General features: G+C 65.1%; 17 protein-coding genes. 3 read left to right on the plus strand and 14 right to left on the minus strand.

What is annotated here, in order from left to right:
* Positions 1–2: 2 nt before the first annotated feature.
* From xrtA to ENE74_RS10570, 10 genes are all read right to left on the minus strand, one after another.
* The gene (xrtA, locus tag ENE74_RS10525) at positions 3–1,526 is read right to left on the minus strand and encodes an exosortase A (protein WP_127690891.1); all 1,524 of its coding nucleotides are present in this window, start codon (positions 1,524–1,526) and stop codon (positions 3–5) included.
* Positions 1,523–2,770: a TIGR03087 family PEP-CTERM/XrtA system glycosyltransferase gene (locus ENE74_RS10530; RefSeq protein ID WP_127690892.1), complete on the minus strand. Its 1,248-nt coding sequence runs from the start codon at positions 2,768–2,770 to the stop codon at positions 1,523–1,525. Before ENE74_RS10530 ends, xrtA begins: the two co-directional genes overlap by 4 nt.
* A complete protein-coding gene (locus tag ENE74_RS10535; RefSeq protein ID WP_127690893.1) occupies positions 2,767–3,612 on the minus strand; it encodes an XrtA system polysaccharide deacetylase in 846 nt (281 codons plus the stop codon). Before ENE74_RS10535 ends, ENE74_RS10530 begins: the two co-directional genes overlap by 4 nt.
* Positions 3,613–3,641: 29 nt before the next feature.
* Positions 3,642–4,796, minus strand: a complete 1,155-nt coding sequence (locus ENE74_RS10540; protein ID WP_127690894.1) for an XrtA/PEP-CTERM system-associated ATPase — start codon at positions 4,794–4,796, stop codon at positions 3,642–3,644.
* Positions 4,797–4,814: 18 nt separating this feature from the next.
* A complete protein-coding gene (locus ENE74_RS10545; RefSeq protein ID WP_241241941.1) occupies positions 4,815–6,443 on the minus strand; it encodes a hypothetical protein in 1,629 nt (542 codons plus the stop codon).
* The gene (locus ENE74_RS10550; protein WP_127690896.1) at positions 6,440–7,384 is read right to left on the minus strand and encodes a P-loop NTPase family protein; all 945 of its coding nucleotides are present in this window, start codon (positions 7,382–7,384) and stop codon (positions 6,440–6,442) included. Before ENE74_RS10550 ends, ENE74_RS10545 begins: the two co-directional genes overlap by 4 nt.
* Positions 7,385–7,403: 19 nt before the next feature.
* The gene (locus tag ENE74_RS10555; RefSeq protein WP_127690897.1) at positions 7,404–8,909 is read right to left on the minus strand and encodes an XrtA system polysaccharide chain length determinant; all 1,506 of its coding nucleotides are present in this window, start codon (positions 8,907–8,909) and stop codon (positions 7,404–7,406) included.
* Positions 8,910–8,937: 28 nt separating this feature from the next.
* On the minus strand, positions 8,938–9,582 hold the full coding sequence (locus ENE74_RS10560; protein WP_127690898.1) for an XrtA/PEP-CTERM system exopolysaccharide export protein: 645 nt from the start codon (positions 9,580–9,582) through the stop codon (positions 8,938–8,940).
* 155 nt (positions 9,583–9,737) lie between these two features.
* Positions 9,738–10,985, minus strand: a complete 1,248-nt coding sequence (locus ENE74_RS10565) for a pyridoxal-dependent decarboxylase, exosortase A system-associated (RefSeq protein WP_127690899.1) — start codon at positions 10,983–10,985, stop codon at positions 9,738–9,740.
* Positions 10,982–12,541, minus strand: coding sequence for an acyl-CoA ligase (AMP-forming), exosortase A system-associated (locus ENE74_RS10570; RefSeq protein ID WP_127690900.1), 1,560 nt, complete (start codon positions 12,539–12,541; stop codon positions 10,982–10,984). The genes ENE74_RS10565 and ENE74_RS10570 overlap by 4 nt, the downstream gene beginning before the upstream one ends.
* A 30-nt stretch (positions 12,542–12,571) precedes the next feature.
* On the opposite strand from ENE74_RS10570, the gene ENE74_RS10575 reads away from it, so the two are divergent.
* Positions 12,572–13,621 carry a GNAT family N-acetyltransferase gene (locus tag ENE74_RS10575; protein WP_127690901.1) on the plus strand — a complete coding sequence of 350 codons (1,050 nt, stop codon included), beginning with the start codon at positions 12,572–12,574 and terminating at the stop codon, positions 13,619–13,621.
* A 13-nt stretch (positions 13,622–13,634) separates the two neighbouring features.
* Positions 13,635–13,934 (plus strand): acyl carrier protein, encoded by a 300-nt coding sequence (locus ENE74_RS10580; protein ID WP_127690902.1) that lies wholly within the window; start codon positions 13,635–13,637, stop codon positions 13,932–13,934.
* A gap of 123 nt (positions 13,935–14,057) precedes the next feature.
* On the opposite strand, the gene ENE74_RS10585 is transcribed toward ENE74_RS10580, so the two are convergent.
* From ENE74_RS10585 to ENE74_RS10595, 3 genes are all read right to left on the minus strand, one after another.
* The gene (locus tag ENE74_RS10585) at positions 14,058–17,378 is read right to left on the minus strand and encodes a choice-of-anchor I family protein (protein WP_127690903.1); all 3,321 of its coding nucleotides are present in this window, start codon (positions 17,376–17,378) and stop codon (positions 14,058–14,060) included.
* 201 nt (positions 17,379–17,579) lie between these two features.
* Complete coding sequence (locus ENE74_RS10590; RefSeq protein ID WP_127690904.1) at positions 17,580–18,782, minus strand: hypothetical protein; 1,203 nt, start codon at positions 18,780–18,782, stop codon at positions 17,580–17,582.
* 99 nt (positions 18,783–18,881) lie between these two features.
* Positions 18,882–19,190, minus strand: a complete 309-nt coding sequence (locus ENE74_RS10595; RefSeq protein ID WP_127690905.1) for an Hpt domain-containing protein — start codon at positions 19,188–19,190, stop codon at positions 18,882–18,884.
* Between the two features lie 83 nt (positions 19,191–19,273).
* Between ENE74_RS10595 and ENE74_RS10600 the strand changes: the two genes are divergently transcribed.
* Positions 19,274–21,592 (plus strand): coiled-coil domain-containing protein, encoded by a 2,319-nt coding sequence (locus tag ENE74_RS10600; RefSeq protein ID WP_127690906.1) that lies wholly within the window; start codon positions 19,274–19,276, stop codon positions 21,590–21,592.
* A gap of 3 nt (positions 21,593–21,595) precedes the next feature.
* Here the strand turns inward: ENE74_RS10600 and ENE74_RS10605 are convergent, their stop codons facing one another.
* Positions 21,596–21,859 (minus strand): DUF1467 family protein, encoded by a 264-nt coding sequence (locus ENE74_RS10605; protein WP_127690907.1) that lies wholly within the window; start codon positions 21,857–21,859, stop codon positions 21,596–21,598.
* Positions 21,860–21,863: the final 4 nt, after the last annotated feature.

Here is a 21,863-nt window from a genome sequence, read left to right on the forward strand (position 1 = left end):
CTCTAGCGGATGCCTGCGCTGGCGTCAGCCAAATCCTGCACTGGTCCCAATGCCCGCAGGAAAGACGCCATGGCGGCCTGCGCTGACTGTCCAGCACGCTCTTCCGCGGAAATCATGACGGCGACGGCGCGCTGATCCCCGCCGAGCAGGCGGACCTTGAGCGTCGCGAGCTTCACGTTAGTCCCGCTACCGGTCAATACGCCGCCGACCCGATAGAAGGTCATGACGTCGCGCACCACCGGGCCGGGCGCGGTGATCCGCTCCCCGCGCGCGCCGGGCGGTGCGGGCATCGGCTGCGTCCACGCCCATGCGCTGTCCGGCGCGATCGCCCCCTGGCCAAAGCCGACCAGCTCACGCCCTTCGTTCTGACGCGCATAAAGGACGACGGCGAGGTCCACCACCTGACCCTGCGCATTGGCATAGCGCCCCATCAGGAAACGGTCTGCCCCGGCGAAACGCGGGGCCCAGCCATAGGCTTGCGGCGCACCGGAGCGAGCCCAGCCCGGCACATTCGGAAGGGTCACAGTATCAGGCAGCGCCGCCTGCCGCACGGCCGACAGCGCTGACCAGGCGGGCGCAGCGGCCAGCAGCGCGATCGCCGCCGGAACGGCATAGCCCAACGCCATCGTGCGGGGCGAGGGTGAAGGCATGGCGGCCGGATCGAACCAGGGATCGGTCGGCCTGCGATCAAAGAACGGCCAGGCGGCCGCCATCACCAGCGCGATCACGATACCGAAGAACAGCCAGCCGAACAGCACATGATCGAACCCTTTGGCCGCGTCGATGCCGTGCATCTGCGCCACCATCATTGTCGCAAAGGCCCGCACGCCGTTTGCGATCACCGAGAGCGTCAGCGCGCCGGTCACGAACAGGATGCGGCGCGACCAGCGCCGGAAGCAGACGTTGGCGACAAGTACGCCATAAGCGGTCATGGCGATGACGAACTTCGCGCCCGAACAGGCTTCCGCCACCTTGAAATAGCCACCCGGTGTCGTGATGAATACGCCTTCCATATGTGCGGGAACGCCTGCCAGCGCCAGCATCGCCATCGATAGGTGCGCCGTCAGCAGCTGGAGCGCAGGTACGATTTCCTCGCCGAAGGGCACCATGAAAAAGGCGTAGAACAGCGGAAAGGCAAGGCCGCGGGATACGACCGGACCCAGCAGCGCCATGACGGCACCCTGCATCATGACGATGACGCCGCCTTGCCGGAACAGAGCGACGCCCGCTGCCTCGCCGAGCAGCCAGGCGAACGCCCCCAGCCCCATCCACGCCAGCCCGGGCGCCCATGGCTGCGGCGTCAGGGCGCGCACGCCGGGCAGCCGCTGCTGCACGAGCCAGCCGATCAGGAATGGAATGAACAGGCAATGCTGAAAGGTGGAGGCAGTCCACCAGATCGCCACCATGTCGGCGACATCGCGCGCGAACAGCAACCCGATCGCAAACCCGACGACCACAAGCGCCGATATATGGGTGCGCCAGACACTGCCGGACTGCGCCGATGCGGGCAGGCTTGCCGCGGTCATGCCGCCATGCCCCCGGTCAGCAATTGCGGGAGATCGGCCAGCACCGCGTCCCAATCATAGCGTTCGACGACGCGCGCCCGTGCCGCCCGGCCCATTGCCAGGGCGCGATCGGGATCGGCGAGCAGCGCCAGCACCATGGCGGCTTCCTCCGCAGGGTCGGCCGCGATCATCAGATGCGCGCCCGGCAGCGCGTCGATGCCTTCGGCCGCCTGCGGGGAGGCGACGACGGGCCGCGCCATCGCCATGGCCTCCAGCACCTTGTTCTGGATGCCACGCGCGATCCGCAACGGCGCGACGACGACATCGGCACCGGCCAGCCAGCCGCGTACGTCCGCCACGCCGCCCGTCACCGTCACGCCGGGTAGCTCGGCGAGCGCCTGAACCGCCCGAGTGGGATTACGCCCGACGATGGCGAAACGGGCGTCGGGTTCATGATTGCGAATATGGGGCAGCACAGCCCGCGCGAAGCTCTCGACGGCCTCTATATTGGGGCGATAGTCCATTTGCCCGGTAAAGACGATCAATGGTCCGGCGCCGCGCTTTTCCGCCGTCAAGGCGTCGAACGGAGCGTCGGGATCGAAATAGGACAATGCCACGCCATTATCCACATGCCGCACGCGATCGAGGCCCGCCCCGGTCGCCGCGCGGAACATGGTCGCTTCCGCATCGCTGACGAACAGGCTGACGTCCGCCCGGCGCGCCACCGCTTGCTCGAACGCGAACAAGCACTTGCCTTCGCGCCGGTTGATCCAGCCCATCGGGCCGGATTGCGCCGCGCCGTAAGCCGCATATTTAGCCGAATCGAAATCGACGAAATCCATGACGAAACGGGTCTGCGGCGGCAAATCGGGCACGAAATGCGCCATCTGCACCGAATAAGCGAAAACGGCGCGGATGGGGCGCTCAGCCAGCATGCGCTGCACCCAGCGATGCATGTCGGGATGATCGTAGAGCGCGACGAGCAGCGATTGCCGCCGCACCAGCCCGCGCAGACCCTGAAGCGGGCGCGATCCGGGCAGCGAAAGGACGTTCATCGTCTCGGCGATGGCCGCCAGATCGGGCGCGAAGGAAAAATCGCGCTCGTCATCCGCGAAACAGCCGACATGCACGGGCGCGATGCGGGCCAGCCGCTGAAGAATGTTGAACGCACGAATCTTGTCCCCCCGGTCGGGCGGAAAGGGTATGCGGTGGCAGAGAAACAGGATTTCCCCTTCGCCCGCGCGCCAGGGCGTGGCGCTGCTCATGCGATCCGTGCAGCTTCCCGCGCGGCGACGGCATCCACCCTGCCCCATGCGAAATCGCCGATCAGCCGCCGCAGCTTGTGCGCCATGACGCCAAGATTGGCATAATGACGCAGCTTGGAACGCAGCGGTGCGTCGACGACGATAGGCTGGCCGGGGTCGATCTCCCACGGGTGGAAATAGATGATCGCGGGGCGGCTTTCGGCGTCGTTGACCTGCCGGACGGCCCAGCGCGAGAATGCATAGGGCAACAGCCGGAAAAAGCCGCCGCCACCCGCCGCCAAAGTGCGCCCGGCAAAGCGCGCCGTGGTGACCGGCAGTTCGATCAGGGCACTCCCGTCGAGCGGTTTCCAGGCAAAGCGCGGCGAATCGGGCCAGCCGTAATGATCGTGCCGTACCGGGGCCACGCTGCTCGAATAGGCATAGCCTTCTTCAGCGAGGATGCGATGCGCCCAGGGCGTGCGCGTGTCTATCGAAAAGCTCGGCGCGCGATAGCCCGTTACGGCAACACCCGAGGCATCTTCGAGCAGCGCGCGCGCCTTGCGCAGGTCCGCGCGCCAGTCTTCAGGCGCGAAGGTGAAGACGCGCTGATGATCGTAGCCATGGCTGGCAAGTTCATGCCCCGCATCGACAATCCGCCGCATCAGCGCGGGATAGCGTTCCGCGACCCAGCCCAGAGTGAAGAATGTCGCCTTGACGTCGGCGTCGGCGAACAGGGCAAGCACGCAGTCGGTATTGCGTTCGACACGATGCGCCAGCGTCGCCCAGTCCGCCCGATCGATCGTCCTTTCGAACGCCCCGACCTGGAACCAGTCCTCGACATCCACCGAAAGGGCGTTGTGCATGGCTTCCTCTTGTCCGCCGGGCAGCCCGGTCAGGCGGCCTGGCTCTGCCGCGCGATGCCGTGATCGTCGCGTTCCACCCAGTCGACAAGCAGCGTGAGGACGCGACGCAGCGCCTGTTCCTGCTCCTGCTGCCGTCCGTCCACGGCATCGAGGCGCTTGTCGAAATAGGCCAGCACTTCCACCACTTCGTCACGGTCGGCAATGCCCGCCTGTGACGCCATGGCGCTGCGCAAGGCCGCCATGTCCGCACGCAACACTTCCAACTCGTCACGCATGGCATCAAGCGCAGCCGAAGACGGCGCAGGCGGCGCGGCAGCGGGCATGGGATCGGTGGCCCGGTCCAGCGCGGATGGCGCGACGCTTTCCGGTTCCTCGCTGTCTTCCCCCATATCCGCGAGCACGGCGGCGACGGCATCGCCATCCAGCACCTGGCGTTGCTCGATCGCGCCGAGCAGGAGCAGGCGGCTGGCAACGGCGTTGAGACGGCGCGGCACGCCGTCGCTGGCCGCATGCAGCGCGGCAAAGGCGTCTGCGGTAAACTGCGGGTTGCCCTGCCAGCCGACCAGACGCAGCCGGTGCAGGATATAGGGTTCGGTCTCGCTTGCCTGCATGGGTTCAAGATGATGCGTCGCGATCACGCGCTGGCGCAGCTGCTCCAGCTCCGGTGACTTCATGAGGTCGCGAAACTCGGGCTGGCCGAGCAGGAAAATCTGAAGCAGCGCCTGCCCGCCAAGCTGGAAATTGCTCAGCATCCGCAATTCCTCGATCGCGGAGACGGCAAGGTTCTGCGCCTCATCGACGATCAGCAGGCTGCGCTTGCCGGCGCGCGCCTGGGCGTGAAGGAACGCTTCGATCCGTTGCAGCAGCGGCGCCTTGGGTACACCATCGGCGGCGAGGCCGAAGCTCTGCGCGGCAAGGCGCAAAATGTCGTCGCCGCCAACCTGGGTCGACACGATCTTGGCAGCGGTCAGTCGCGCGGGATCGACCGTGCCCATGACGTGGCCCACCAGCGTCGTCTTGCCTGCGCCGATATCGCCGGTAATGACGATGAAACCTTCACCCTGCGCCAGGCCATAACCCAGATAGGACAAGGCCTTGCGATGCGTGGCGCTTTCGAAATAGAAATGCGGGTCCGGCGTCAACTGGAACGGGCGGCCCGTCAATCTGTAGAACTGATCGTACATAGCTGTCTCTCCGCCCCGTCAGAACTGATAGCGCAGGCCGACCTGGCCCAGTGCGCTGATGATCGTGTCTATGCCGTCCTGGTCTGTCGAATCCACCCCGACCGACGCCGTTGCAGTCAGGCGACGGCCGAAATTGCGGAAATAGCCTGCATTGGCACCGATGTTCCACACGTCGCCAAAGCCCGCCAGGCCGTTGCCATCGATGCCGCTGTCATAATAATTCAGGTAAACCAGTCCGTTGATGCCCGAACTTGCATCCAGACGGCGGTTGGCGAACAGATTGGCATAGTAATTTTCATCGCGTGATCCATCGACGGACGCGAAGATCGAACTGTCCGGCGCGATGAAGGTGCGCCGCGAATATCCGACGCCGACGCCCCAGTCCGTCCGGCCCTTGCTGGTCGCAAACTGGCCGGCGATGCCACGACGACGGAAGTTGGAACCGCTGATCGCGCTCAATGCATCGTTGAAGCACTGGCCGCTGCCGGTGGTCGAAAAGACGCAGGGGTTGATGTCGCCGCTGAGCGGGTTCCGCACCACGTCGAAGTCGGTCGAAAGCCCCGCAAGATTGTTGCCGAGCAGTCGGCCGAAGCTCTCGATGCTGTCATAGACGGCGATGTTGACGGACGTGTCCTGATCCGGCTGCCAGGCGAAGGTGCCGGTATAGTTGGTATAGCCATAGCGGCGGCCGACCCGTGCTTCGAGCGACGTACGGCGACTGGGACGCCACAACACCCCTACGTCCCAGATGAGACCATCGGTGTTGTAGGACAGGAGGCGCGGTGCGGATGTGTCCGCAATCAGATTGCCACGGCTGCTGAGCACCGGTGCACCGGTTGCGTCGAGCAGCGCGGGACGCTGGCTGATTTCCACATCCTCATAGCCAAGGCCGCCGACGATCGCGAGCGTGCCGCTGAGCGGGACGGTCACGTCGCCGCGCAGATATCTGTCGTCGAACCGCTGGTCGAGGACGTTGGTGTCTTCCCGGTTGATGCCGCCGCCGACTGACCAGCCGAACGGCAGGTCACCCGGCTGCATTCCGGCGGAAAAGGTCGCCATGTGGCCGACGCTCTCGTCAAACCGCCCAAGGCCCACCGTACCGGGCAGACCGATGCCGAAATCATCCTCCACCCGCGTGTAACCGAGCCGATAGGCGGCATTCAGATTGACGTCGCCCACCCGCGTCGTCAGCGTCGGACCGATATAGCCCGAATAGATCTGGCTGGTGGAGCCGATGTTGCCGGTGAGCTGCGTATTGGCGCCAACGACGCCATCCGTCCGCACACGCGTTGCTATGGCGCCGCCTTCGATGCTGAGCGTATCGCGGATCAGGTTCGCGCGGCCGCGCAGCAAGCCGCTCAGCGCGCTCTGGTCCGGCACGTCCTCGCCCCCGCCGAAACGGTGTTCATAGCGCGCGCTGACGCCCACTTCGGCGCGCCGCGTGGTGATCGTCGCGTCCACCCCGGCGGCGACCGACGTATAGGTCAGCACCTCGTCGCTGCCGCCCTGCAGATCGGCAATGACGATCTGGTTCAGTTCAAGATACGGCACGACATCGGTGCGCGCCTGCGCCGCGCCCGGCATCGCGACCGACGCCAACAGGGCCGCAGGCAGCAGGCCATGTGTCAGGATGCGCGGCATCCTCATTCCCCTTTTCCGTAATAATTGCCGAAGCGGCGGCCGCTGGCGGAAAACTTCACGCCGTTCAGCAGCAGCTGGACATGATTGCAGGCCTTCAGCAGCGTCGCCGCATCGCGCAGGGCGCTTTCGGTCGTGCGATCCGCGCGAACGACCATCAGCGCCTGGCCGACATGACTTGCCAGAACGGCCGCTGGCGATGCCGCCAGCAGGGGCGGCGAATCGAACAGGACGATCCGGTTCGGATTGCCTGCCGTCAGGGCATCCAGAAGCTGGGCGGTGCGGGCAGAGGCGAGATATTCGGTATCGTTGTTCGTGCGCGCGCCAGCGGGCAGCACCGCGAGCGAGGGGTAATCGGTGCGCAGCACGCAGCTTTCGATCGACAGCGCAGGATCGGCCAGCACGTCCATGAACCCCGGACCATCGGGAAGGCCAAGCGTCGCGCAGATGCTGGGCTTGGCGACATCGCCATCGACCAGCAGCACGTCGATATCCTTTTCCGCCGCCAGGGAGAGCGCAAGATTGACCGCGCAGAAGGTCTTGCCATCGCCGGGATGCGCCGAACAGATCAGGATGTTCTGACCGCGCGCCACGGCATCTTCGCCATTGCCACCACGCATGCCGAGCAGCAACTGGCGCTTGACGATGCGAAACTCCTCGCCGATGCCGGTCACCGGACCGTCGGGCAGGATGAAGCCCGCCTCCGCCAGCTTGTCCCGGTCGATGGCGTGGACCGGCCCCGTCCAGCTTTGCACAGGAGCCACGTAGGGCAGATCGGACGACGCCATGGCGGCAGCCGTCGGACCCGCCATCTGCGGGATGACCGGCGGCATCCCCGGGCCGCGCAGCGCCGCGCCGAAGTCATAAGCGTCGGCCGCCCGCTCCAGCAGCGATCCGCCGGGCGAACGGGCCGTTTGCGCGTTCAGGTCTATGGGGCTGTATTTGGTCATCGTCTGTCCCTTTGCCCCGTCACGCCATGCCGCGCTGAATGAACTCGACGGCGATCAGCAGCAGGCAGACGCCCGCCAGCCCCCCGCTGCCCGCGAAGAACAGCCGCATGCGCTGCTTGCGCACGGCATTCTGCGCGGTGGTGAGCGTTTCCGTGATCGCGCCGATGACGGGCAGGCCAGCGGCCCGTTCCAGCCGGTCGGCCGTGGGATAGGTGCTGCGCACCTGCCCCATGGCAAAGGCCGTGCCGATCCCGCCACCGATGCCGACGACCAGAACCGCCAGCAACAGCAAGGGGCGATTGGGCGCGGCCGGCATGGAAGGTACGGCCGGCGGCTCGATCACCCGGAACTTGACCGCGCCGGTTTCATTCTGGACATCGCCGCGCAGACGCACCGTCTCGCGATCGGCGAGCACCTTGTCATATTGCGTTTTCAGCGCCTCATAATCGCGATTGAGCCGTTCCTGTTCGGACGCCACCCCCGGTTCGGACAGTTGGCGCTGCGACATTGCGTTCAGATCGGCCTGAATCTGCCCCTTGCGCGCACTGAGCGCCTGCACGGTGGCGGCGCGTTCGGCCTGCATCGATTTGAGCGAAGTGTAGGTGGGATTGGGTGTGCCGGTCACCGCCGCTGCCCCGCCCTGCCCCCTCAGCGCCGCCGCTTGACGACGCAACGCCACCACATCGGGATGATTGTCGGTCCATCCGCGTGCCTTGGCGGCGGCGATCTCCGACAGGACCGAACCCAGCGCCGTGGTGCCGCCCGTGCCGCCCGAAATGGTCGGCGGCGTACCGGCAAGCTGCGCGTTCATCGCCGATAGCGCGCTTTGCGCGGCGACGAGCTGGCTCTCGATGGCATTCAGCTCCGTCCGCGCGGCGTCCATCCGCTGGCTGATCGATCCCGCGCCGGGCAGAAGGCCCATATATTTTTGCTCGAACTCGACGCGCTTCTGGTCAACCGCCTGCAACTGGCGGCCGCGTTCCTGCACCTGTGCGTCGAGAAAGGCGAGGCTCTGGCGAGTCTCGTCACGATCGCCGGCGACATTTTCCTCCTCGAATATGTCGATCAGCTTTTGCGCGACCTGCGCCGCGAGGCGTGCATTGGCGCTATCCGACAGGCTGGTGTCAGAGGAGGATGCCGTGATCTCGAACAGATTGTCCTGCGTCGAAACGACCTTGATGTTGGTACGCAGCGCCGCAACCTTGGCGGCCAGATCGCGGTCGCCTGCAATCGCCTGGCCCAGATCGGTGCCGCGCACGACCTTTTCGAGATTGGCGGCGCTGGCCAGCGTCTGCCGCACGCGATCGAGATCCTGCTGCTGTTCGACGGGCGTTATGCCGATCTGTCCGGGCAGGATCGACTTGGTCTGGACGTAGACTTTCGCTTTCGCTTCATAGCGGTTGGGGATCAGCGACACTGCCAACCACCCGGCCATGCATATGCCCCAGGCGACACCCAGCGCCAGCCAGCGGCGGTTCCACACGCCGTGCAGCGCAATCAGGATTTCGTCGTAAAGGCCGGGCATAATATTATGATATTCCTTACATTATCGTTCAGAACATGCTTTCGGGGATGATGATGACGTCACCCGGTGCAAGCAGGACATTGGCGCGCGTGTCGCCTTTCTTGATCAGGTCGTTGATCCGCACGGCAAACTCTTTCTGCTTGCCGGTGGCGCGTTCGTGCCGGATCAGACGCGCGCGATTGCCCGCCGCAAACTCGGAAAGGCCGCCAACCGAGATCATTGCGTCGAGCAACGTCATGTTCGCGCGATAGGGAATGGATGCGGGCTTTTCGGTGGCACCAACGATGCGGATCTGCTGGCTGAACGTGCCCGAGAAATTGTTGACGATCACCGATACCAGAGGATTTTCTATATATTTGGTCAGCGCGCCCTTGATGTCTTCGGACAATTGTGCGGGCGTCTTGCCGACGGCGGGCAGGTCGGTGATGAGCGGCGTGGTGATGCGGCCATCGGGGCGCACCTGCACCTTCGCGCCCAGTTCCGGGTTGCGCCATACGAAGATCGTCAGTTCATCGAGCGGGCCGATCACATATTCCTCGCCCGGCCCCTCGTCCGCGCCAACGAAAGAGGCGGTGGGAAGCTGCGGCACGGATCGCTGCGTGGCGCAGCTTGAAAGCGAAAGCGCCAGAAGGGAAAGGCCCAGAGAGAAACGGCCGAAAGCACCCGATACCATGATGTCGTCACCTCTTTTGCCGACGCGCCGCCATCGCTGCCCAAGAGGCGGGGCAGCGGCGAAGGCGCAGGACTTCAGCCGCCTTCTTGCGCGCAAAGGGTAAAGATAGCGTTAGGCGTGGCGGCGTCCGGCGACGATTCCGGTACGTTCGGGTGTCAGCCGACCAGCATTTCGCATGGCGGCGGATGGCCAAGAAAGGCGGTGGGGCTGGCCGTTGCGCCATAAGCCCCGGCCAGGAACAGGGCGACGAGATCGCCGACCTCGACCGGCGGCAGCGCGACGCGATCGCCCAGCCGGTCGAGCGGCGTGCAGAGGCATCCGACCACGGTAACCGGGGCGTCGGCGGGGGGACTGTCGAAGCGGTTGGCCAGTGCGATCGGATAATTGCGCCGCACCACCGTGCCGAAATTGCCGCTCGCCGCCAGTTGGTGATGCAGGCCGCCATCGACGACGACGAACCGCTCGCCCTGGCTGTCCTTCACGTCGACCACTCGCGTGAGATAGACGCCCGCCTCACCCACCAGCCAGCGCCCCAGTTCCAGCGCGAACCGGCTGTCACGCAACACCGGCGGGCGGGTGGCAAGGGCTTCACCGAGCGCCACGCCGATGGGGCGAATATCCAGCCGCGCGTCACCGGGAAAATAGGGAAGGCCAAAGCCGCCGCCCAGATTGACGAGCGGCGGCGTTGCCCCGACTGCTTCGGACAGGCTGGCCGCCAGCGCGATCGTCGCCGCCTGCGTCTCGATCAGCGCCAGGGGATCGAGCGCCTGGCTGCCTGCAAAGATATGCCAGCCGCGCCAGTCTGCGCCCGCATCGATCAGATGGCGCGCCAGCGCCGCCGCGCGATCGGCGTCAACGCCAAAGGGCCTGGCCCCGCCGCCCATACGCATCCCCGACCCCCTCAAGTCGAAATTCGGGTTGACGCGCACCACAAGGCGCGCCGTCACGCCGGTGCGGCTGGCGATCGCCAGCGCGCGCATCGCTTCACCTTCGGATTCGAGATTGAGGGTAACACCTGCCGCGATTGCCGCTGCGATTTCGTCATCGCGCTTGCCCGGGCCGGCAAAACTGATGTGATCGGCGGCCTGCCCTGCGGCCAGAGCCATCGTCAATTCGCCGCCGGACGCTATGTCGAACCCATCGACCAACGGCACCATCCGTTCCAGCAAGGGCGCGTAAGGATTGGCCTTGATCGCATAATGCAGCAGCAGGTCAGGCGGCATGACGTCACGGAAATGGCGTATCTGTGCTTCGACAACGGCCATGTCGTAGACGAACAGCGGCGTGTCGCCTGCCTCGTCCACCAGCGATGCCGCGCCGCAACCGCCGATTAGCAGCATGCCTTCCTCGCTTGCGAACCAGGCCGGTATCGACCCATGTGGTTTGAACCCGGTGGCGCTCATGCCGGATGATCCGCGAGGATCGCAGCACGGTCCAGCTTCCCATTGGCGTTGACCGGAAAGTGCGTGACGAAGCGGATATCGCGCGGTTGCATGAAATTGGGCAGTTCCTGCTTCAGATGCGCGCGCACGTCGGTTTCCAGCGCCGCCGGATCGACGCCGCTGTCCGTCCTGAGCAACAGGCGCACTGCCGCGCCCAGCCGTTCGTCCGGCACGCCCAGCGCCACTGCTTGCGCGACGCCGCGCACCGCCAGTGCCGCGTCCTCGATTTCGTTCGGGCTTATGCGATTGCCCGCCGATTTTATCATCGCATCGTTACGGCCGACGAAGTACAGCAAGTCCTCGGCACTGCGGCGGACCATGTCACCGGACCATACCGCTGTGCCACCATAGGTGGACGCAGGCGGCGCGGGGCGGAACCGCTCCGCCGTGCGGGCCGGGTCGCGCCAGTATCCCTGCGCCACCAGCGGACCGCAATGCACCAGTTCGCCCGGTTCGTCATCGTCGGTCACCGCGCCGTCGGGGCGGACTACCAGTATTTCGGCAAACGGAATGGCCGCCCCCATGCTGTCGGGATGCATATCGACCAGCGCGGGTGGCAGATAGGTGGAGCGAAACGCCTCCGTCAGGCCATACATGGGATAGAGGTCCGCCTGCGGAAAGAGCGTCCGCAGCTTCGATACCAGCGCGGGAGTCAGCGCCCCGCCGCTGTTGGTGAGGCGTCGGAGCTGCGCCGCGACCTCCGGCGGCCAGTCCAGCTCGACAAGCTGCACCCAGAGCGGCGGCACCCCCGCCAGCGTCGTCACCCGCCGCCGCTCGATCGATTTGATGACGTCGCGCGGCGTAAGATAGTCCAGCGGGACGACGCAGCCACCGGCATACCAGGTCGAAAAAAGCTGATTCTGGCCATAATCGAAGCTGAACGGCAGAACGCAGAGCGTCCGGTCCTCGGCAGCCATGCGGAGATAGTGGGCGACCGATACCGCGCCCAGCCACAGGTTCGCATGGCTCAGCATCACCCCCTTGGGCCGCCCGGTCGATCCGCTGGTATAGAGGATCGCCGCCAGCGCATCGGGTGCGGCGCCCGACGGCGGCAGCGAAGGCCCGCCGGTCATGGCGCAGGCCGTGTCGCTCTCGCTGTGCCGCTCGCAATCGCCCGGCACATCGTCGTCGTGCAGGCTCTCAAGCCGGGCGTCGGTCGCGATCAGCAGCCTCGCGCCGCTGTCGGCAAGGATGTGCGCCACCTGCGCGCGCTTCAGCAGAGGATTGATCGGCACATGGACGAGGCCCGCGCGTGGTGCCGCCATGGGCATCAGCGCGGCGACCGGGCCCTTGGCGATCCAGCTTGCCACCCGATCGCCGGGCGCAAGGCCAAAGCCCGCGAGCCAGGCGGCGAGATGGCCAAGCGTCGCTTCCATTTCGGCAAAATCCATATGACCCGCGCGACCGTCCAGCGCCGGGCGGGTCGGCTCGCCACGCAGCAGAATATGGTCGATCGGGCGCACCTGCGCTGGCGGCGGGGGCAGCGGCGCGACATCCGGCGCAGCGTTTAACCTCATCTCCAGACTTCCCCTGTACCATGCTTCGTCATGGCAGCAGATAGTCCTTTGGTGGAGCGATGGGAATATCGCAGCTTCGTCGAGGCGTGGCGCCATGCCGCCCGGCCCCTCGACCGGGATCGGCAGGCATGCCTGTTCGACCGCTTTACGTGGATGGAACTGCTCCATCGCCATTGCATGCCCGATACGGCGCCGCACATACTTTCCGCGCGGTTGGGTGACGCGCAGGGCTGGCTGTTCCTGACCGAAAGCCGCCAACGACAGTTGGGCGCAATGGCCAACTGGTACAGCTTTGCCTTTCGCCCGCAGTTTTCCGGGGCCAACGATCCGGCAACGCGCTATGCCCTGACGCGCGCCATGGCGGCACAACTCTTGGCAACAACGGCGCGAATCGACCTTTATCCCATCGAGGAAGCCGACGACCGAACGATGCTGTGCGATGCCTTACGCGCCGCCGGATGGTTCGTGACGGCACGACCGTTGGGGACACGGCACGTCCTCAATCTCGATGGCCGGGACTTTGCGACATACTGGGCGATGCGGCCCGGACCGCTGCGAACATTGGTGCGGCGCAAGGCGCGGAGCACGGCGCTCGCTTTTTCGATCCATCATGCGATGAGCGACGCGCTGTGGCGCGATTATCTGCATGTCTATGATCGAAGCTGGAAAGACGCCGAACCTTATTATCCGTTTCTGCGCGCGCTGGCCGAACAGGAAGCAGCGGCAGGCACATTGCGGCTCGGCTTTGCCCGCACGGCGGATGGCGTACCGGTCGCAGCCCAGTTCTGGACCATCGAAAATGCTGTCGCGCTGATTCACAAGCTGGCGCATGATGCCGCGCTGGACGCGCAGTCGCCGGGCACCCTGCTCAGCCACCATATGTTTCGCGCGGCAATCGATGACGATCGGGTAAGCCGGATCGACTACGGCACCGGCGACAATGGCTACAAGGCCGACTGGATGGAGCGGCGGATCGCGCTGTACCGGATCGATGCCTACAATCCACGCTTCGCCGGAAGCTGGCTCCCTGCCGCGCGCGGGCGGATTTCAACACTTGTGGCAGACCGGTGGAGGCGATAGGGCGGCAGCCGCCATGACCGGAAAACCGACCGATGCCGCCGCCCTGTCTCACGACGGGCACGAAACCGACCGCCTGCTGCGCGCCATCCTGCGCGACGTGCTGGCGCTCGAAAGCCGACAGGTCGATGCGTTTACGGAGACGACGCCGCTGTTCGGCGCCTTGCCCGAGCTGGATTCCATGGCCGTCGCGGGGCTGCTCACCGAAATGGAAGATCGCCTGCACATCATCATCGAGGATGACGATGTCGATGGCGACACATTTGAAACCTACGGAAATCTGCTGGCGTTCGCGCAGATGAAAACCAGCCGCTGATCGGATGCAGGCGTCAATAGGCCGACAGCGTTTCGGCCTAATTTACAATCATTAACGGGAAGGCCCTGCCATACGGTCTCAACCGCATGGCAGGGCCTTCCTTAGTCAAGCATCCCTATTCTGTTACAGCACCAGTTCGCTGGCAGTCAGAACCAGATTGCCTGCCAACTCGATCGCGAAATCGGCATCGCCATCGCCATCGGTATCGCCGTAAACGAAGGTCGAAGCGCCGGTCTGCTCGAACCGGACCTCACGCGCGGTACCGGAAAATCCGGCCGCGCCGATAAACGCGAGACCGGACAGGGCCGAGAGATCAATGACGTCACCCGACGCCACGTCGAAGTCGCGGATGATATCCGCCTTCAAAAGCGATGGGGTGAAATCGGCGGCTGCAAAGACGAACCGGTCGTCCCCGGCACCGCCTTCCAGCACGTCGCGACCAGCGCCGCCGGTCAGCACGTCATTGCCTGCACCCCCGACCAGTCGGTCATCGCCCGCAAGACCCGACAGCGTGTCATTACCCGCGTTGCCGAACAGCGTATTGGCAAGTCCGTTGCCGACGCCGACAGCATTGCCGCCGCCCTGGAACTGCAACACTTCAACATTGGCACCCAGCGTGTAGCTGAGCAGCGTGGTCTTCACGGTGTCGGTGCCCTGCGCCGTCTGCTCGATCACGACATCGCCGGTGCTGTCGACGAAATAGCTGTCATTGCCTTCGCCGCCCTGCATATTGTCGTTGCCCGCGCCGCCTTCCAGCACGTCGTTGCCGCCGCCGCCGACGAGCACGTCGTTGCCATCGAAGCCACGCAGACGATCGGCGCCGTCCAGGCCCTCCAGCCGGTCGCGCGTCGCATCACCCAGCAGCGTTTCGGCGGCTTCGGTTCCAGACTGGATGTCGGCGACATCGGCCGAATAGAGCGTCAGCGTGCCGCTGACCTCATTGGCCGTCAACACGATAGCCTGACCCGTCGGGCTGTCGGCGGCTGAAACGAAGGTCAGGACTTCCGGCGCATAATCTGCGGCCGTAGCAGGCGTGAAGCCCACAAAAGTCGCATTCGCGGGATCGGTCACGTCGTAGGTCATCAGACCGCCGGTGCGCTCCAGCGTCACGAAGGCATAGAGGCGGCCGTCGACTTCCCCGACCACGACGCCTTCGGGCTCCGGCCCCTTGTTGTCGGACCGGTCGTCGATCGCGCTGCCGTTTTCGACGTTGAAGATATCGGGGCGATAGGCGGCAAAGATTGCCTCGAACTCGCCGCCTGTCTCACGCACCTTCTCGATCGTGCCATCAGCGTTCTGGCGGAAGATCGAAATGCCGCGGCCGCCATAAGTCGTGATCTGGTCGATGTCGCCATCGCCGTCGGTGTCGCCTGCGGTCGAGATGACGTTGAGACGACCAAGCGCATTGGCATTCTTGAGCGCCGCCGCGTCGGGATAAGCGGTGGGATCGAGAACATAGCTGGCGGCGGACAGGCGCACTTCGTCCGCCACCCCGACACGCGCATCGCCTTCGTTCGCGGTAACGAAATAAGTGACGCCGCCGACAGAGAAGCTGGCGATGGCGTCGGGCTGCGGCAGGCTGTCGACATCGAAGTTCTCAAGGCTGATGCCGTCGCGGTCGCTGGCGTCAAAGGCATTGCCCGCAAGGCTGCGGTCGATCGATCCCAGTGGCAGAATGGACAAAGGCTGCGTCGCGGTCGGGTCCGTCAGGTCGATGACGGCAACGCCGTTCACTTCCTGAAGCGTCACATAGGCGCGGGTGCCGTCCGGCGAGACGCTGATATATTCCGGCTCGAACTCGGCACCGGCCGACTGGCCGGGGTAAGTGTTGAAGCCCGCAGCCTTCAGGTCCGCTTCGCTGCCGTTCAGCGCGGCGAAGGTGATGGTGTTGAGAACCGTCGCCGCAGCCGCGCCACCGGATGTATCGATGATGGTGACGCCGCCGGCAGGATTGTTGGACGCACTGATCGTCTCGGCTTCGTTCGCGACCAGCAGGCGACTGCCGTCCGGCGAGAATGTGAGCTGGTCGGGCAGGACGCCGACAGTGATGGTCTGCACCAAGTCGCCGGTGGCTGCATCGAACAGCGCAACGGTGCCCGGCTGATCGGGCGACTGGCTCTGATACGCCACGGCAAGAATGCCATTCTTGACCGCGACCGAATTGACCGGACCGGCATCCGGCAGGCTGTTGAGGTCAATCGACCCAACGGCCGTCAAACTGCCGTCGCTGCCGACCTGGGTGATGTCGATCAGATTGAGCGCGGCGTTGGTGGTGAAGGCGCGATCGGTGGTCGGGTCGAACGCAACCGATTCGGCGCGGCCCGCTGCCGTCGTACCGCTGCCTTCTATCGATCCGATACGCACCATTTCGAGGACGCCGGTGGGCACGGGTACAGTGAGCGAACCGGCAAGCGATTCCGCCTCGTCCAGAATGGTGATGCCGCCGAACGGCGTTTCGGGCACATCGTCGTTCTGGATGACGCCCGTCGCTGTCGCCGTCGCGCCGTTGATGCTTGCCGCCACGCTGCCGTTGCTGACATCAGTCAGGTTGAGGCGGAAACTTTCATTGCCTTCAATCAGCGTATCGCCGCTCACTTCGATGGTGACGGTGGTGCTGGTTGCCCCGGCCGCGATCACGGCACTGAAATTGCCCGGCAGTGTCCCGCCGAAATCGGCAGCATCGGTCGCGGTCGCGCTGAACGTACCGCTGACGGTGGCATCACCCGTGGTGCCGCCGGTACGCGCGATCGTGAAGGTATAGGCGACCGTGCCGCTGTTGCCTTCCGCCTGCGTGATGCTGAGCGAATCCGTGGCGAAGCCGATCGTCTGCGTTTCCGCCGAACCGACCGTGAAGGCGGTGGTATCGAACGGTAGATCGGGCGCGACGCCATCGGCGCTGTTGTCGCCGTCCGCATCCTGGATCGTCCAGTTCGCGACATCGTTGATGGCAGTGCGATAATCGGCAAAGTCCGTCGCGCCGCTGCGCGCGCCATTGAATACGCCGATGTCGGCATCGGTATCGGCCGCGCCAAGGTCAATCGCGGTTTCGCCGACCACAAGGCCGGTGCCGGTCAGCGTGCCGCCGTCGACACCGAAGCCGGCATTGGCGATCGCGGCAAGGAAGGCGGTCGGCGTGTTGGGTGCGCCGACGAAAGCGTAGATGATTTCCGCATTATTGCCGATGCCGCTCGATCCCGAAACGCTGCCGAAGGCACTGCTCGGCGAGGAGCTGTAGCTGTTGATGGTGACCACCGTGCCGGCTGCGATCGCATTCGTCGCCGTGAACCGCACTTCGCCTTCGCCGGTATTAAATGCGCTGCCCTGCCATTCGCGATCGTTGAAATTGATGACGGTGCCTGCCGGAATCTCCTCCAGCGCAACAAAGGCGATATCGTCGTTTCCATCAGCGTTATAGCCGGTGAACGCAATTGAACCTGGTCCCATCACTGTCTCTCCTGGAATATCTTGGCCCCCGCGCAATTCAGATTACATGCCCGCACCAAGGCGGACGCTGCGTCAGAGTTGCGCACGTCTGCTCGGCTATTCGACTTAAATGACTCTTGGATGACGATTCGGACGTGATGCCCCAATACGGGACATCAACGGCGGCATGTAAGTTAACAGGACCTTAGCGGCGTCACGACGTCAGGCGCGCCGCATCAGCACCATCATGCCGACCGACGCGATGGCGCAGAGCGTGGCGGCGCTGATTCCCGGCTGGACGCCCGCGAAGAGCGTCGCCAGGATCAGAAACAGCACGGCGGTCGCAGGCGTAAACAGCGCCCAGGGCGCAATATCGCCCGTGCGTCGCCATCGCACGGCCAAGGTGACGATGCCCAGCAGCATGGCAAGCGGCAAGCCCGCCAGTGACGGTGCAGCGGCATTGCCCACGACGACAATACCCAAGAGCACGAGCGCATAGGGTGCCAGCGCCAACCAGCCATCATCCGGCCCGCGCCGCGCCATTTCGCCCAGCCGGTCGGCAGTCAGGGACGCAAGGATGCTGGTGAGCATCAGCAGCATGCCGAAAATCGGCCAATCCAGCATCGCGGCAATCATGCCGATCGCGGCCAGCGCCATGCCGCCGATACGCAATTGAAGAGCGGGCACCTGCGTGCGCAGCAGCATCGGCGCGATGCGTAGCGCGATCGGGCGAAGCAGATAATGATCCACCGCGCCATCACGGCTTGTCCCCCGCCCGTCCCGCCCCAGCTGCGCTTGCGCAACCAGATCGGCCGCAGCCTGGCTGTCGACCAGGGCGACGCGCCCTTCGAGGATTTCGTCCTGCGGCACCACGATGCGATGCGCACCTGCCTGCACCGCAGCGCGGACCAGCGTCAGTTCCATGTCCCAGTCGCCGAGCATGTCGAGCGTGCCGAACAGCAGATCGGGCGACACCAGCAACAATCCGGCCCAGCGATGCTGGCCGTCAATCCGCTCCAAGGCCGCCGTCGCCCGGCTGTCGTCGGCGACAAGCAGGACATTGGCGGGTTGCGCGGCGATCGCGGCATAATGCTGTTGAGCGATGATGGCGCCGTCCGCGACCAGCAGCATGTCCTTGTCGCGCGGCGCTTCGCGGACCAGCGATACCATGTCACGCACCAGCGCCACCGCTATGCCGTCGGCCGTCAGCCGATCGATCGCGCGCGAGAGCGGCTGCGTCACCGTGCCGACGAGAATGAAGACACGGCTTGCACCGGCCTGCGCGGCCTGCCGCACCTGATATTCCACCAGGCTGTAGCCGGCGAAATGCAGGCCCGCCCGCAAGGTACCGGATGACCCCGAGGACATATCCCCCGGTTCGCCCGCAATGGCATGGCTGGCACAGATGACGGCCGCAAAGGACATGGATATGACGGGACCCGGCTTGAATTGCTCTGCCCTGTCTTTCGCAACGCAGGCGGCACGATGCAAGCAATGCTTTGTCCGGCGGGCCGGACCGGGCGGCTAGGCGTGCCCCAACTCGAACGTAACAAGCGCCGCTTTTATGCGGGTCACGATCTTCGGATCACCCGGCGCCGAAGCGGCGGCTTCTTCGGCCAGTGCCATCAGCCCGGCCACGCCAAAACTGGCGGCCAGCCCCTTCAATCGCCATGCCGCCAGTTGCCAGTTGGCGTCGCACCGTGCCCGCCCCAGCAGGTCCACCTGCCGATTCGCACTTTCCAGAAATGCACGGCGCAGGTCGGCGATCAGGGCGAGATCATCGCCCACTGCGGCGGCCAGTGCCGACTCCAAAGCTCCCGGATCATAAGACATGCGTCATGCATACGCGGCGGGCCGTTAAGTTTTGGTTGCGAATGGCCATTTCCGTCCCATCAAAACATGTTACACAGCATGTCATGAACGGGGGCCAGAAAATCGTCGACCTGTGGCGCGATACCGATCGTGCTGCGGCGCAAGCGACCGGAAATGAACAGGAATTGCTGTTGGAAGACAGCCTGACCGATCCCGATGACCCGGGGCAAGCGGCGTGGGACGAGGTCGATCCAGCCCCGCCGTCGCGACGCTTTACGATCGTCGGCTTCCTGTTCGGCCTTGTGGCTGCAACCTGGCTGATCTTCAGCCTGTGGGTGCTGCTGGGGCGCGGTCGCCCGCTGCCCGCACTCGAAGCCCTGCCGATGACGGTCGCAACGATCGCCATGCCACTCGCGCTGCTTGCAACCGCCTATCTGTTGCTGATGCGCAGCAGCCGTAGCGAGGCCTTGCGTTTTGCCGATACCGCGCGGCTACTCCGCGCCGAAAGCGCCGCACTGGAGGCCCGTGTGCAGCGGCTGGGCCAGCAGCTAGCGACGGCCCGCGACGCGATGGTCGAACAGGCATCGCTGCTCGAAAGCTATGGCGCCTCGGCCAGCGCCAATATGGAAGCCTCCGCAAAGATCATCGCCGCCCATGCCGCGAGCGCCGCCGCCAGCGCATCGACCGCCGAACGCGCCGGGCAGCAGCTTGCCGACCAGTTGCGCAGCATGACGCAGGACATGCCGCTGCTGGAGGATCGCGCCGCAGAGATGACCGCGCGGCTGATCGACAGCGGCCATGCCCTTTCCGAACGGATTGATGGGCTAGAATCGCGTCTGCACGCCATCGCCGAACTGTCCGACGATGCGCGCAGTCGCACATTGGCGGCGACGAAGAGCCTCACCAGCCAGCTTTCGCAGTTGCAGGATGCGACCCGCGCCACATCGGACGAAGTGAACGGGATGGCCGAACTCGCCGCAAACCGGATCGACGTGGCACTCGACCGCGCCCGTACCGCGCTGACGGAAACGAGCACGGGGCTCGATGCGCAGAGCAGCATGCTTGCGACGCTGGTTGATCGTGCCCGCGCAACGCTGGGTGACATCGGCCAGGATACGATGCGCGACTTTGCCGAGCACAGCGCCGAAATCGAATCGCGCCTGCACGATCTCGACCGTCTGATCGAAGGGCAGACGATGCTGGCGTCGGGGCTGAGCAGCGGCCTTGGCGAACAGCTTGCGATGCTGGAGGCGCGCTTTGCGAGTTTCGAAGCGGACGGACTGGCCCGCAACGAGCGTCTGGCGCGCGCGCTTGCGAAGCTGGCGACCGAAGCGGAGCGCATGGATCAGGCGCTGGTCGCGGGGAACAGCACGGCCGAGCAACTTATCGGCAAATCCGAAACGCTGATGCTGGCCATCGATTCGAGCGTCCGCGAAGTGGACGAGACCTATCCGCTCGCATTGCAGCGGCTAAACGGCCGGATCGGCGAAACGCGCGGGCTGCTCGCGGCGGCCGCCCCGGAAATCGAGGCGCTGGAGGCCGTGGCCGATGCGATATTGGGCCGCACGCAGGAAGCCGAGGAACTGCTGCGCGGCCAGAGCCGCCGCCTCACCGAGTGGCTGGAAAGCACCGAAGGCGGGCTGAAAGCCAACCGCATGCAGGTGGACGGATTGCAGGATGCCCTCGATACCGCAGGCAACAGTGCGACGCGCCTGACCGAAAGTGCCGGGCCGCAGCTTATCGCGGCATTGCTGCGCGTGAAGGATACGGCCGATCAGGCCGCCGACCGGGCGCGGCAGGCGCTGGCACGCGCCATACCCGAAGCGGCGCAGGCACTGGGCGATGCCAGCGAACAGGCGATGCAGAAGGCGATCGGCGACCGGGTGACCGCGCAGATCGCGGAAGTCGCTCAGGTAGCCGAACAGGCCGTGAAAGCTGCGCATCAGGCATCGGACCGGCTGATGCGGCAACTGCTGACCATCGCCGACACCAGTGCCAGCATCGAGCAGCGCATCAATGACGCCGAACAGGCCGCCGAAAGCCGCGATCGCGACAATTTCGCGCGTCGTTCCGCGCTGCTGATCGAATCGCTCAACAGCACCGCGATCGACGTCGCCAAGATTTTGTCGAACGACGTGTCAGATTCGGCCTGGGCCGCCTATCTGAAGGGGGATCGCGGCGTCTTCACCCGCCGCGCGGTGAAGCTGCTCGATGCGGGTCAGTCTCGCGAGATCGCGCTGCATTATGATAACGACGGCGAGTTTCGCGAACATGTGAACCGCTACATCCACGATTTCGAAGGCATGCTGCGCACCATCCTTTCCGCCCGCGACGGCAGCGCCCTGGCGGTCACGATGCTCTCCTCGGACATGGGCAAGCTGTACGTCGCGCTGGCGCAGGCGATCGAGCGGTTGCGGCAGTAAGGGTCAGCGACCCAGCGCGATGATGCTTTCCGCCGTCACCCAGCCGAACACATAATTGGCATAATAGATAGCAAACAGGATCGTCGCGAGGATGGTGGCGCGCAAAGCCACTATCCCCGGACGAAAGTTGCTCGGCGCGCTGTCCGCCTGTCCCTTCATCAGGGTTTCGCCGGTTTCATCCGGCGTCCGCAAGCCGAACGGCAGGACGATGAAACCGGCCATCACCCAGAACAGGAAATAGATGGCGACAATGGCATAAAGGTTCATGACC

It is taken from the genome of Sphingobium algorifonticola (genome assembly GCF_004005485.1).
In the GTDB taxonomy this organism is placed as follows: Bacteria; Pseudomonadota; Alphaproteobacteria; order Sphingomonadales; family Sphingomonadaceae; genus Sphingobium; species Sphingobium algorifonticola.